Consider the following 13,878-nt stretch of genomic DNA (forward strand, 5'->3'; position numbering starts at 1 on the left):
TCGGGATACGCGGCCCGTTCGGCAACGGGTTTTCAAAGGCCGAGAAAGTCCTCGCCATTGCAGGCGGCGTGGGAGCAGCTCCGCTCCTCCCGCTTGCAAGAGCCGACTGCGTCATGACCCTCCTTCTTGGTGCCCGGAACGAGAGCGAGCTCCTTTTTGTTGACCTGCTGGACGACTGCACCGATGTGCTGATTGCAACGGACGACGGGTCGCTTGGTCTGAAAGGTTTTGTCACCCAGCTCATGGATGACCTGAACCTGGGTGCATACGACCGGATCGCGGTCTGCGGGCCGGAGGTGATGATGCGGGCTGTGCTTGCAAAGGTGGAGGAAAAAGGCATTGCCCACAAGACCGAGTTCTCCCTCCACCGGTACATGAAATGCGGTGTCGGGGTCTGCGGTTCCTGCTGCATCGACCCGTCCGGTCTCCGCGTCTGCCGCGACGGCCCGGTCTTTAACGGCGAAGTGGTGAAAAACAGCGAGTTTGGAAATTACACGCGGGATGCGAGTGGCCGCAGGAAAAAAATCTGAATTTTGGCTCTGGAGAAATCCTCAAATTAAATTGCCATAACGCTCTTGGGGGCTACGGCAATCCTTGCCTTCGCCCCCGCCGCTGTGGCACCCCCCGGTTGCGATAGTGTAGTATTTCCTATTCCGGCATCATCACCCTTGAGCCCCGTCCCCCGTGGGGGGCTGCGTGTTATGAAAGAGGTGTTCTACAGTGCCGCGAAAAGGCTTTTTTAAATAAATCCTAAAAATACCCAGTACACCATCACTTGCACGATCGTCAGCGGGATACCAACCCGGGCAAATTCAAAAAAGGTAAGTGTCTGGCCCTGTTTTTCCGCATTCTGGATAATAATCACGTTGCTTGCCGCTCCAAGGATGGTGAGGTTGCCCGCTATCGTGCTGCCGGCAGCAAGTGCCATCATCTGCCCGGTTGTCCCGCCCGTCTGCATAATCATAGGGAGAAACAAGGCAACAAAGGGCACATTGGAGATGAACTGGCTGACGATGATGCTCGTGCCAAGGAGCAGTGGGACGGACGAGAGCATCGTGCCGCTGACGAGCGACTGGAAGTAACCGGTCTGCCAGACGCTTGCCATCAGGACAAACATCGCGGCAAAGAAGACGAGCGTGCACCAGTCGATCGCTTTGAGCACCGCGATCCTCTCGCCCGAGAATATAATGATCGGGAGAGCAGCGGCAAGGCCGATCAGCGGCAGGGGGATGACGATTGCGCCGGTGACAAGCGACGCGGCAATGTTCGCGAGGGCAAGGCCGATGAGGATCGCAAGCGAGCACTTGACGATCCGTGTGAGCACCGGGCTGGGGACGGCAGCGGGCGAGGGCTCGCAGACTGCGGGTGCGGACGGGGCAAAGTCCTTACGGTAATAGAGGCGGAGCACCAGCCACGCGGCGGTGAGGCTCGCGATGGTCGGGAGGAGAAGCCAGAAGGCAAACGTGACAAACGGTGCGGTCATGCCGCTGTTGACCGCGACGAGCAGGTTCTGGGGGTTCCCGATCGGGCTTGCGACGCTGCCGGTCGTGATCGCAAACGCGAGGGCAAAGAGCAGCAGTTTTTTCGGGAGCCTCGATTGTGCGGCAAGGCCGAGCACGAGCGGCGTCCCGATGATCGCGAGCGTGTCGTTCATCAAAAGCGCCGAGAGCACCCCGAAGCCGAAGATCACGAGTGCGAGGAGCTGCCCCGGGGTCCGGGCGTGCCGGAAGAACCGGGATGAAAGCCAGTCGAGGTACCCGCTCCGGGAGAGCGCCTCCCCCACGACAAACATGCCGAACAAAAAGACCATCACGTCGATGTTTATCGCGGCGAGAGCTGCGGCCGGTGCAATCTGGCCGAAGAGGAGGACGGCAACCGCCCCCCCGAGCATGACCTGCCAGATCCTCCACGTGAACCTTCCCACCTGCCGTACCGCGATGAGGCAAAAGACGGCGGCAAGGACAATGATCGCGATATACGTAGTGAATTATTTCCTGATACAGGCAGATGAGCCTTGGCACCGGATCTTAACGGGGCCACATCAAACGGGCAAAAAAGGATTCTCCGGTTTTTTTTTAAAACCGGAATTGTAGAAAACCTCATTAATAATACGCAGCCCCCCCTCTTGCGCCGCTTTGTCCCCCGAGGGGGACGAGGCGCTAATAGCGATGCTCACGGTATTACCTGTACGGGAGCAGATCTGTGTACAGGTAATACCGCATCATCGCAATGGGGGGATGTCACAGCGGCTGAGGCGGAGGCATAAAATGCCGCAGCCCCCAAGAGCGTTAATTCACGAGCTCGATAAATTCTCCAGAACAAAAAATAAAAAAATGTGCTCCCGCCTAGGGGATTATTGCGGTTTTACCATCCAGTGGAGGAGGATCCCATCATCCATCCGGACAACGTCCACGAGAGTGAGCCGGGCAAATTCTGCTTCCTTTATCCAGCCCGGGCCGTCTGCAAGCGTCGGTGCATCCTTCCCGCCGATAACTATGCTTCCGATATAGGTATAGACCTCGTCGACGAGCCGGGCCCGGACGAGGCCGGCGATCAGCGTCCCGCCGCCCTCCACCATGAGGCGCCGGATCCCCATCGCGCCCAGTTCGTCGAGCACCCGGGCGAGGTCGACCTCTTCCTCGCCGGCGACGATGACCGTCGCTTTTTTCCGGAGCACGTCAACCCGCGCCGGGTCCGCACGCCCCGAGACTGCCACTACCCGCAGCCCGTCGCCCTTGTTGAGCGCCGAGGCATCGGGGGAGATACGGGCCTGACTGTCGATGACGACCCGTGCCGGGTGCTCCGGTTTTCCCTCCTGCTGCCGCCGGCTCTTCAGGTCCGGGTTTTTTACCGTGAGCGAGGGGTCATCTGCAAGCACCGTCCCGATCCCGACCATCACCGCGTCGCAGTCGGCCTTGAGCCGGTCGACGCGGGCAAAATCCTCTGCACCGGAAATCTTTACCTGCCGGCGTTCGCGGGTCGACAGTTTCCCGTCAGCACTCATCGCCACGTTGACAACAACCGAGGGGCGCATACGAATAGTGATCTTGTTTTTGTGATTTTTATACCCCTCCCTGGAAAATCAGCATGCCGGGAAAGAACACAGGGCCGCAGATTGCCTTCTGATTCGAATGAGGAACGAATATATAACACAAAAGGAAAAAATCTGGATGTCAATGGCTGGTACATCTCCGCAGCACCAGGGATTCACGTTTGAACAGGAAAACCTGTTGCGCGGCGGTGCGATCGCGCTGCTGGTCGCGCTCTGTACCCTGACTACCATCCTCGCGTTTACCCTCGATATAGATATCCTCACCACCCAGCTCTTCTTTATCCCTATCATCTATGCGGTCTATGCGTTCCCCCGGCGCGGGATCATTGTTGCGGCCATCTGTGCATGTGCGTACGAAGTCACCGGATACGTGTTCCGGTATCCTGACCCTGTGGGGCTTGCTGCCATTACCGTTCAGGCCGTGCTCTTTGTGGGTATTGCCGGTATCATCGCATTTTTGATCGAGAATATGCGTAAAGAGGAGACGCAATACCGCACGGTCTTTGAATATTCCCAGATCGGGATCGTCATCTTCGACCGGCAGAATGAAACCATACTGCGCTGCAACCGGAAATTTGCCAATATGCTTAGTTTTACCGAACAGGAACTGCTGGCCATGAAGTTCCCGGAAATTCTCATCTCCGCGGCAGACGTGGAGCGGTTCCGGGTACTGATGAACCTGAACACGGAGATCGCGGATTTCGAGATCCGCTTCAAAACAAAGGGTGGTGTCGTCTGCTGGGTAAACCTGTCGTGGAGCCGGTTGGACCCCGAAACCATCAGTTGCACGGCGGTTAATATCAACGCCCGCAAACTTGCCGAAAAAACGGACAACAATTATATGGTAAAATACCGGCAGCTCACCGAGAACTCACCGGTTGGTATCCTGATTATCCAGAACGGCGTGATCCGGTACTCCAATCCCACGTTCAGCCGGTTTCTGGGTATCCCGACAGTCGGGCTTTCAGGCAAAAACTTCTGCACGTTTGCCGAAGAACACGACCGGGCCTCCTGCCATGATCGGGTAAAAGCGTGGGAAGAGCACACCGCGACCTTAACCGTACGTGGATTCGGGTTCCGGCCCGCATCGGGAGAGCTCCGCACTGCCGAGCTCACCATTATTCCCATCTTGCACTTTGGGAAACCGGCCGTGCTCATCAACGTGATCGATACTACGGAAAAAGAGTTGCTTAAGGAGAAGATCGAGCGCGATAACGAACGGCGCCGGGGGATCATGATGACCGTTGCCCACGAACTTCGGACACCCCTCCAGCCCATTTTAGGATACCTCAATCTCCTTATCGAGGACCCAAAAGATGCCGGGCTGACCGAAGGAACTCAAAAGATCCTGGAACGCTGCCGCGCGAGTGCAGACCGCGAACGCCAGATCATCAATAGGATGATCGATCTTTCGGTTCTTGACTCCGGGAAACTCCAGATCTCCTGCACCAGTTTTTTCATGGCAGAACTTATACAGACCGTTATCGATTCCAACGGGTACTCCGTGCAGGCGGATATTACGGTGAATATTTCCGCGGAAATCAGCGTTGTGGCGGATATGAACCGGATTTTTGTCGTTGTGGATTCCATCCTCTCCAATGCTGTACGATATTCCAGCCCGCGGCGTACAATTATTATCACTTACCACTCATATGACACCGATCCGTTCCACCATATCTCTGTTAGCGATAATGGGATCGGGATTCCCGCCCATGCACAGAGTTCGATTTTCGAACCGTTCCAGCTTGCCGATGCGACGAACCTTTCACGGAAGTTTGACCGGATCGGGCTCTCGCTTGCCATAGCAAAAAAGATCATGGAAATTCATGGCGGGGATATCACGTTTGAGAGTACACCGGGTGCCGGGAGCACCTTTACCCTGCATCTCCCCAAGAACGTTTTAAAATAAGGAGGGGGTTTGTTGCAGGGATGAAAAAACGCCTCTCGCCGGGCCGTTACCCCGGTATTTTTCCCCGGCGGTTCCGGGTCGGTGCCTTCCGTGGCGCACATGTCCGTTTTTGCAGGAACCAAAAAAACGAATGCCGTTTCCCGTGTCATAACGGCCCTCACCCGTGCCAAGTGTTATTTATTCCCTGCAGAGAAAAGCGGGATGATTTTTCCCGCCTTCTCATCGGTGATAAAGAAGACCAGCGTATCCCCTGCTTTGAGGCGCAGGGCCGGGTCGGGCTGGGTAAAGCGCATCGTTCCCCTGCGGAACCCGAATTCACGGATGCCGAACCTGTCTTTCAGGCTCAGGTCGGCGATGGTCTTTCCTTCTGCCGCAGACCCGGTTTCAACCTGAACCGTGTGGACATGCGTCTCCTTAAAGAGCGTCTCAAAATTCTGTATCTTCTGGTGCTGGTTCGGGTCGGTACACCGGGTAAACAGGGCATTACCCAGGCGCTTTGACCGTTCGATGATCCGTACGACCTCCTCTTCCGGGATCTGGTAGTGTTGTAAGGCGCGGGTGAAAATTTCGAGAGCTGATTCAAACTCCTCTGAAATGACCTCGTCTGCGCCGAGATCGAGAAGGTATTGTGCGTTCCTGATGTGCCGTGTCCGTGCGAGGATATGCACCTCGGGGGAGAGCTGCCGGGCCGTATGGATGATTCGGGGGACCGCCGCCTCCTCGGAGACTGCCACAACGAGCGTCCGTGCCTGCCGGATACCTGCATGTTCGAGCACTTCCTCCTGCACAGCATCCCCGAAGATGAAGTTGGGCCGGTACTGAGATCGCTCCTCCCGTATGATCTCGGGATTGAGTTCGATGACCATATAAGGAATACCTGCGAGTGTTGCCGCCCGGGCCACGCTTTTTCCGGTGAGCCCGTATCCTGCAATGATAATGTGGTTCGAGAGCGCTTCTTCGGGAGCGATTTCATCCGGCGCACCAGTATTTACCCTTGATATCCTCTTCGGGAAAATCTGGTAGAGCATATCGACAACCTTAGGGGAAGCGTTCATGGCAAATGGGGTAAATGCCATCGTGACGATCGCCCCGGTAAGGAATATCTGGTAGACCGGCGTCTGTATGACCCCGGCGTCGAGGCCGCTTTTGGCAAGCACGAATGAGAATTCCCCGATCTGGGCGAGTGCAAGGCCACAGAAGACACAGACCCGTGTCTGCATCCCGAGCACCGCTGCCGAGAAGGCACCGGTCAGGACCTTGACACAGAAGATAATCAGGATGATCAGGGCGACATAGCCAAAGTTACCAAAAACCGTTGCGGTGTTTAAGAGCATCCCGATCGAGAGGAAGAAGATGGCCGCAAAGACATCGCGGAACGGGATGATGTGGCCCAGTGCATCGATATTATAATCGGACTCCCCGATGATCAGGCCGCCGATGAACGCGCCCAGCGTAAACGACAGCCCGGCCTCACTTGTAAGCCAGGCAATAACGACGCAGATACCTGCTATTGTAAAGAGGAAGAGCTCGCGGCTCCGCTCCTTTGCCACCCGGAAGAGCAGCCGTGGGATGACCCAGTACCCAAGAACGATTATCGCAAGGATGATCAGGGCAATTTTCGTTATCTGGTAGGGCACTGCTGACAGGTCCAGACCGGTATCCATTCCGGCAAGAAGCGGCAGTACGAGCATCATCGGAATGATGGCCAGGTCCTGGAAGATCAGGATCCCGAGAAGTGTCCTGCCCTGAATCGTATCGACCTCGCCTCTCTCCTGAAGGATCTTCATGACGATGGCCGTACTTGAGAGGGAGACAATAAAGCCGAAGATCAGGGCCTCATTAAAGGGCATCTGGAAATAGAGGGTGATCAGGGTAATTGCCACAATCGTCGTGCAGACCTGGACGAGACCCCCGATAATGACCGCACGCCACGAACGGAGCAAGGTCTGGAACGAAAATTCAAGACCGATAGTAAAAAGCAGGAGGATGATACCAATCTGGCCGATCGTGTCGATGAGGGTCTGGTCGGTAATCAGCGCAAAGCCGAAAGGCCCGACCAGCATCCCGATGACAAGGTAACTTACAATACTGGGCAGCTTGAATCGCTGGCCGAGGTACAACAGGATAATGGACAGAACGAGGACACAAACGACGGCAAGCACGATGTCCATGAAAAGCACCCCCGACAGGTAAATACGGTATACTGTTAACGACGTGAGAATAATTATAGGTTCCGCGGGATACTATGACAACGCCCGGGCTTTTCGCCCGTGTTTAAGTATCCAGGCAGAGTCGTATGCTCACACCCCCTGGCAGGAGAAGCTCACCACGCAGTGATCACGGTTCATACGTAAACGTCAGAAAAAAGGGGGCCGGAATAAGATTTAGTGCCCCAGCCCGGATTTGAACCGGGGACAGCCAGATCTTCAGTCTGGCGCTCTCCCAGTCTGAGCTACTAGGGCAGGAGTACAATTGTTGGCAGTTGGGAGTTATAAATGATATGCTTGGTAACGTGGTGTTGACCTCTGACCGCTCTTATTTATGCCCCGCCATGCCAGTATTAACCAGATGCCACAGTCGCCTCCTTTTGAGGATGACGCCGGTCTTAGCCGTGCGGTCGCCTCACGCACGGCCCATGTCGTCCACCTGACGCATAACGATCTCGATGCCGTCGGGGCCGATGCGATCCACCGGATGAAGTTCGGGAAGGATGGCGTGTTTACGGTCTGGAGTTCTGTGGGAAAGTTTGCCCGCCTCTTTGCCCTTATTGCCTCCTGCCCCGGGAAAGGCAACCTGCTCTCGATATCTGACCTTGGCTGCCAGGGAGACATGGGAGCGGTTGTGGGCAGGGCACGGTCAAACGGCTGGGTGATTGAGTGGCGGGATCATCACCGCTGGCGTGAGGAGGAGGCTGCAGGAATAAAAAAAGAGGTCTCCCTCCTCCATATCGATACGGATGTCTGCGCAACCGGGATTGTCGCACGGGATCTTGCACCGGAGAACCCGATGGCAGTGGAGGTTGCCCGGGTCGTCTGCGATTACGATCTCTGGAAGCATGCCGATCCCCGCTCGGCAGTCCTCGGGCTGGTACTCCAGAGAAAGAAAAACCGGGAGCACGTCCGCGACTGCCTTATTGCGGGAATTTTTTCTGACGCGCTGATCGAGGCAGAGTATGCGGAGATCAAGGCCGAGATGGATGCCATGATGGAGCGGAGCCTGCGGCACACCACATTCCTTGGAAAAAAATACCGGATCGCGTTTGCCCCGCTTTACGGGTACCCGAGCGAGACGGCGCATTTCATCCGGGGCAAAAAGAACACTGATATCGAGGTGATCATCGGGAAAGATGGAAAGTTCTCGATCCGGTCGGTGCCCCCGATCAGCCACCTGATTGCCCGGGAGTTCGGCGGCGGCGGACACCCGAACGCAGCGGGGGGGAGTTTCTCCTTTACCGTGATCGAGCGTTTTACCTGGTGGCTTTTTAAGAAGAGCCGGCACTTTGACGAACTGGTGAAGATCGCCGAGTCGGTTTGATCGGGTCATCCTTTAAAGAGAATATCATTCATTAGAATCTTTTCTCCCCGGTACCGGTAGTTTTTCACGGGACGTGTTTTACCGGGAAATCATTTCCCGGAAAGACCCGGGTAATTCTCCTCTTGCAAAGGGGCAGATGGAGGTTTGCCGGATTGCATGCCTGTCCCCGGAGTGCCCGGGAATGCCCGGCTCTCTGATACACGAGAAGATTCGAGCCGGACAAAAAAAGTATAAAAGACTGATGAAAATAGCGCCAGCGGTCTAGTCCAGCGGGATCGTTTCAAGCTGGGAGACCAGTTCCCAGATACGTGTCCGTGCATGGATGGGCATGTTGGGATCGTTTGAGATTTCATCGATTTTTGAGATAGCTTCCGCAGCGCGCAGGCCCATGGCCTTGGTGTTATTGGAAAGCAGCAACCGGGTCTCATCAGCAACGCGCCGGATATTTCTGGGGATTGTGCTGTCTTCCTGTATGTGCTGCAACATCAGGATACAGTTTTCGATTGTTTTTTCTGGATTCGGCATGGTATCACCTACCGTATACCTGTAGTTAATACGTAGAACTCGCATATATAGTTTGGATATTGCGACAGACGGTGATGGTATGGCCGAGAGAAAAGACGACGAGATCATGGCCGAGTATCTCCTCAAAGGAGGGAAGATGCTTGAAAAAACCTGCCCTTCCTGCGGGTGCCCGCTCTTTGAATATAAGAAAAAGACATTTTGCGTGGTCTGCGCTGAAAAAAAGCCGGCCACCGCGGCACCGGCACAGCCTGTTTCCCCGACCGCTGTATCCTCAGCCGGGGTTTCATCTGCACAGGAAGTATGTGCACCCCAAAAAATCCCTGCACCCTCACATCCCCTTTCTCCCGAGGCGGAGATGCTTTCCCGTGAACTGTCCGGGACGATGCTCGTGCTCTGCAAGCGCATAAAAAACGATGACGATCCCGACCGCTGTCTCGCGTTCATGGATGCCGTGAAGATCGGGACAGAAGCGCTGGTGAACCTGCGTCAGCTGTAAGGCCGGCGGCACATCTCATAAATTTTCTGTGCGGTTTTCTCCCCGATCCCTTTGACCGCGACCAGTTCTACCAGATCTGCGTTTACGATTGCCTGCACCGACCCGAACTGTGCGAGGAGGAGCCTGGCGTTTTTCAGGCCGATATCTGGAAACGCGGAGACGATATATTCCTGCTCCTCTTTTGCAGACTTAAACGATTTGTGGGGATGGACCTTCCTTTCGCCCCGTTCACCCTCCTCACGTTTTGCAATCACGAAGAGCATCTGGGCGGTGTCCTGCTCGTCCCTGGTAAAAAGGATCGAGATTCCCATATCGACAGTGAGCGCGGCAAGCACCCCGCGAAGCGCGTTCGGGTTCATGTCCCTCTGGGTGTAGATGTCGCCGCCTTCAACCACGAGGATGGGCCGGGGCACGGCATCGGCAAGCGCCTTTGCCTGCCCGAGCAGGTCGCGGTTGATGAGGGTGTCAACAAAGTCCCGGGCAGTCTTGCGCTCGACGAGGATACGGTCTCCGATTGCGTAATCACCCTGCGGCAGGCGTTCGAGCCGGATTGCCGCCCCCAGTTCGGATAATACTTCAACTACCTTTGATGAGGTCTCGCGGTCATCAACACGGATCGCCGGCCCCTGCGGGGTGAACTCTTCGATGAGTGCCTGTTCGACTGCAACAGGCTTTGGGGGCGGGACCGGATGGCCGCTCATCTGGTGCATGCTCTTTTGCATCCGGCGTTCCTTTGACTGGCTCACGAACCGGTACACCTCATCGGATGTGCCTTTCGTTACGAGCACGACGACCCTTCCTGCGGCAGATCGCCCGGTGCGCCCTTTGCGCTGGATGGACCGGATCTCGGATGGCACGGCCTCGTAGAAGATCACCATGTCGGTCGAGGGGACGTCAAGGCCCTCTTCCCCGACTGAGGTCGCGACAAGCACCTTGAATTCCCCTTCCCGGAACCGGGTGAGGGCGGCGATCTGTTTCTTCTGCGAGAGCCCTTGTTCCGCATCTTTTGTTGCCTGGCCCACGAACCGCTCGCAGGCGATCCCGTTTTTGGAAAGATAGTCCACGAGGAGCTGCACGGTATCCCTGAACGTGGCAAAGATGATGATCCGGCTGTCGGGGTGGAGTTCGAGTTGTTCCCGCACAAGATCGAGGACAATCGCGGGTTTGGGGTGTAATTCCGCTGTCCAGCCAAGCGTCTGGTTAAAGAGCCCGCGAAAGACCGGATCTTTGCCCAGCCGCTGGCTTGCTTTGCTCCCCCCCGCATTCATCCCTTCGGCGACCAGTTTTGCGATGTAACCCTTGAACACTTCACTTCCCTGTGATTCTGCAAGGGTCACGGCATGCCTGAGTTTCATGCACTCCGCGTAGACCGAGGCTGCCGAGTATGCCGCCGGGTCTCGGTTCTGGATCCTCTGCTGGATCTGGCCATTGAGACCGTTAAGCTCCTTCATCGAGAGGTGTTCCCTTTTGGGGACGGCAAAGCCAAGCGAGGCAAGGAGCGCGAGCCGGTCGTCGATCAGCGTATGAATCGCATGGATGGCGAATTTTAATTCCCCGGGGAGATCGATCGGGCGTATCTCGATATCGCGCTCGTGGACATAGGGACTGACATCCGGGTCATTCTCGGTCCGGTTTTCGATCTGGATGATGCCGAGGTTTGAGCAGATGTCCTGTATCTTCACCTCGGCACTTCCGGGCGATGCGGTCATTGCCAGGATCAGGGGCTTGTCGGCAGTGTCGTGATACCGCCGGGCCAGGAACACATACGCGTAGTTGCCCACCGCCCGGTGACACTCGTCAACAATCATCAGGGTCACGTCCTTTAAGGTGTAGCGTCCCGCGATGAGATCGTTTTTGATCACCTGCGGCGTCGCAAAGATCACCTGAGCCCGCTCCCAGTCAGCGGTACGTTCCGCCGGCGGGGCTTCCCCGGTGAACATCGCAAACGGGGATATGTCAGAACCGGCCGGGCTCTTAACAATTAAAAATTTTTCAAAAAAGCGGAGATGCTGCTCAACAAGCGGCTTTGTGGGAGCAAGCATCAGTACCCGTCCCTTCTCGTTGTAGAGCCGGGAAGCGGCAACGATCAGGGCTACAACGGTTTTCCCGAGTCCTGTCGGGAGGATCACCATCGTATTTGCATCCAGCGCCTTCATCGCGATCGCGAGCTGGTACTCACGCGACTCAATACTGTCGGGCCGGATGAGAGGATGGCTGATGCAGGTCATGTAATGGTGAAATATTTGGCGGGCTGGGGTAATATAGGATGCAGAAAGGAGAAGGTGCTCTCCTTTGGGAATATCGGCTTCCTTGAAGTCAGATACGAGCGAGGGCTCGTGAGCCTCAGGGCCGCTCCGCGGCACGGCGGGGCAGATTACCTTTTTGGGGGGACGAACGTTTTTTTAGGAGAGGTGCAGGTAATTGAAGCCGCCGCGGGGCGCCCTTTTTGGTCGGCGGCAGATCATCGTATTTTCAGAAAGCAAAAAACAACTAAATGATATTGATGGTAATTCGAAAAAGGAGATCTTATCCCAGTTCCGCAAACTTTACGTCGCCCTTAATCAGTGCACTTAACATCTCTGGTATTTTGTCGATTGCGATCCGCACCTGCTTCATGCTGTCCCGGTCCCTGATGGTGACCGTGTGCGTCTCCTTTGATTCGTAATCGACCGTGATCGCAAACGGCGTACCGATCTCGTCCTGCCGGCGGTACCTCCGGCCGATGGCACCGGAGTCGTCGTACTCCGCGAGGATGCCACGCTTCTGGAGCGTTATTGTGATCTCCTCTGAAAGCGTGTCAAGCCCGTCGCGGTTCATGAGCGGGAAGACGGCAACCTGCACGGGAGCGACCTGAGGAGAGAGCCGGAGCACCGTGCGTTTCTCGCCGTCAGCGGTGTCCTCGTCGTAGGCCTGTTCGAGTACCGCGTAGCACATACGGTCGATCCCGTACGAGGGTTCGATCACGTGGGGCACGACCTCTTCGCCCCGGACATCAATAACCTCATCCCGGACTTCGAAAAGGTCTGCAGGGATGTGGATCGTTTCACCGTCTACGTTGACATCGGCACCCTCGGCAGTGGGTGTCGCGGTTTCAAGGGCGGCAAAGATCGCCTTTGCTTTCTTTCGGTACTGCTTGCCGAGTACTCCCATGTTCGGGATAATCCGCCGGCGTTCTACTTTCTTTGGCGTATCGTACTGGATGAAGACCGTCATCGAAGTGCCGCTCTGCTTTGCGTGGGCATTGAGGTCGTAATTCGTCCGGTCGGCAATCCCGACGGTCTCAACCCAGCCGAAGCGCTCCGAGTACACCTCTGCATCCCAGCAGTCGGTCGCGTAGTGCGCCCGTTCATCGGGAAGGTGCTGGCGGAACCGGAGCCGGTCCGGCCGGATCCCGACCGTAACCAGCAGTTCGTGGGTGAGAGCGACGTAGTACGCGACATATTCGTTGGCGATGATGCCCTTATCCACAGCCTCCCGCATCGACATCTCGACCGCAGGTTCGCACTTCTGCTGGTGGACGTAGGTTAAAAGTGGCATCCGGTAGTTCGCGTACCGTTTGAAGGACGGGTGATGGTTCTTCTCGTTCGGGTGGACAAAGATCTCGGCTTCCGCCTGCGTGAACTCGCGGAGCCGGATCATGCCCTGACGGGGGGAGATCTCGTTCCGGTAGGACTTGCCGATCTGCACCGCGCCAAAAGGCAGCTTGTCCCGGTAGAAACGGAGCAGCCGGGCAAAATCTACAAACATCCCCTGTGCGGTCTCGGGGCGCAGGTAGCCGACCCGCTGTGAACCGGGGCCGATCATTGTCGAAAACATCAGGTTAAAGTTGTAGACCTCGACGTTCCCGAGCACTTCCCCACAGGCAGGGCACTTGCAGGTGGCAATCGCGGCTGCCAGGGTCTCGTTATTCATCGTCGCGGCACCACATACCCCGCCGCCGTCGGCCACGTGGTCGGCACGCAGGTATTCCTTACAGTGCGGGCACTGGCACATCTTGTCGGAGAATCCTTTCACGTGCCCGGACGCGATAAAGACTGCTTCCTGTGCGATCGTCGGGCATTCGATCTCGTAATAACCTTCCTGGACAACGTAAAATTGCCGCCAGATATTCTCGATCCGCCGCTTCATCATCGCGCCGAGCGGACCGTAATCGATAAAACCGGCCACAGCGCCGTAACACTCCGATGTGGGCCAGATAAACCCGCGGCGCTTGGCCAAATCCATCACATTCTCAAAAACATCTTGGCAAGGTTGTATCACTATCTATCACTTTCTTTTAATTTTTGCTTCTCAGTACCAATTATTCCGGACAGATATTATATCTCTTGTTTTCTGACGCCAAAACCGGCCTTCTTTTCATCT

10 protein-coding genes and 1 tRNA gene are annotated in these 13,878 nt (G+C 56.2%); 4 read left to right on the forward strand and 7 right to left on the reverse strand.

Annotated elements, in window-relative coordinates; translation table 11 throughout:
* A partial coding sequence (locus tag QZN75_RS03465; protein ID WP_292424764.1) for a dihydroorotate dehydrogenase electron transfer subunit occupies positions 1–530 on the forward strand: 530 nt, incomplete at its 5' end.
* Positions 531–739: 209 nt separating this feature from the next.
* Here QZN75_RS03465 and QZN75_RS03470 read toward each other — a convergent pair.
* Both QZN75_RS03470 and QZN75_RS03475 read right to left on the reverse strand, forming a co-directional pair.
* Positions 740–1,924, reverse strand: a complete 1,185-nt coding sequence (locus tag QZN75_RS03470; protein ID WP_292424767.1) for an SLC13 family permease — start codon at positions 1,922–1,924, stop codon at positions 740–742.
* 429 nt (positions 1,925–2,353) lie between these two features.
* On the reverse strand, positions 2,354–3,034 hold the full coding sequence (locus QZN75_RS03475) for a 2,5-diamino-6-(ribosylamino)-4(3H)-pyrimidinone 5'-phosphate reductase (protein ID WP_292424769.1): 681 nt from the start codon (positions 3,032–3,034) through the stop codon (positions 2,354–2,356).
* 142 nt (positions 3,035–3,176) lie between these two features.
* Between QZN75_RS03475 and QZN75_RS03480 the strand changes: the two genes are divergently transcribed.
* Positions 3,177–4,961 carry a PAS domain-containing sensor histidine kinase gene (locus tag QZN75_RS03480; protein ID WP_292424772.1) on the forward strand — a complete coding sequence of 595 codons (1,785 nt, stop codon included), beginning with the start codon at positions 3,177–3,179 and terminating at the stop codon, positions 4,959–4,961.
* A 173-nt stretch (positions 4,962–5,134) separates the two neighbouring features.
* Here the strand turns inward: QZN75_RS03480 and QZN75_RS03485 are convergent, their stop codons facing one another.
* Together QZN75_RS03485 and QZN75_RS03490 are read right to left on the reverse strand one after the other, a co-directional pair.
* A complete protein-coding gene (locus QZN75_RS03485) occupies positions 5,135–7,132 on the reverse strand; it encodes a monovalent cation:proton antiporter family protein (protein ID WP_292424775.1) in 1,998 nt (665 codons plus the stop codon).
* A 217-nt stretch (positions 7,133–7,349) separates the two neighbouring features.
* Positions 7,350–7,423: transfer RNA gene (locus QZN75_RS03490), tRNA-Phe, on the reverse strand.
* A 106-nt stretch (positions 7,424–7,529) separates the two neighbouring features.
* Between QZN75_RS03490 and QZN75_RS03495 the strand changes: the two genes are divergently transcribed.
* Positions 7,530–8,495 (forward strand): DHH family phosphoesterase, encoded by a 966-nt coding sequence (locus tag QZN75_RS03495; RefSeq protein ID WP_292424778.1) that lies wholly within the window; start codon positions 7,530–7,532, stop codon positions 8,493–8,495.
* 261 nt (positions 8,496–8,756) lie between these two features.
* Here QZN75_RS03495 and QZN75_RS03500 read toward each other — a convergent pair whose 3' ends face one another.
* On the reverse strand, positions 8,757–9,020 hold the full coding sequence (locus QZN75_RS03500; RefSeq protein ID WP_292424781.1) for a UPF0147 family protein: 264 nt from the start codon (positions 9,018–9,020) through the stop codon (positions 8,757–8,759).
* A 79-nt stretch (positions 9,021–9,099) separates the two neighbouring features.
* Here QZN75_RS03500 and QZN75_RS03505 point away from each other — a divergent pair, with 79 nt between their 5' ends.
* Positions 9,100–9,516 (forward strand): Sjogren's syndrome/scleroderma autoantigen 1 family protein, encoded by a 417-nt coding sequence (locus QZN75_RS03505; RefSeq protein ID WP_292424784.1) that lies wholly within the window; start codon positions 9,100–9,102, stop codon positions 9,514–9,516.
* Here the strand turns inward: QZN75_RS03505 and QZN75_RS03510 are convergent.
* The gene (locus tag QZN75_RS03510) at positions 9,507–11,744 is read right to left on the reverse strand and encodes a DEAD/DEAH box helicase (protein ID WP_292424789.1); all 2,238 of its coding nucleotides are present in this window, start codon (positions 11,742–11,744) and stop codon (positions 9,507–9,509) included. The genes QZN75_RS03505 and QZN75_RS03510 overlap by 10 nt on opposite strands.
* A 298-nt stretch (positions 11,745–12,042) precedes the next feature.
* Positions 12,043–13,740 (reverse strand): glycine--tRNA ligase, encoded by a 1,698-nt coding sequence (gene glyS / locus QZN75_RS03515; protein WP_292424792.1) that lies wholly within the window; start codon positions 13,738–13,740, stop codon positions 12,043–12,045.
* Positions 13,741–13,878 lie beyond the last annotated feature (138 nt).

The sequence above is a fragment of the Methanoregula sp. genome (assembly GCF_003170075.1).
Lineage (GTDB): Archaea > Halobacteriota > Methanomicrobia > Methanomicrobiales > Methanospirillaceae > Methanoregula.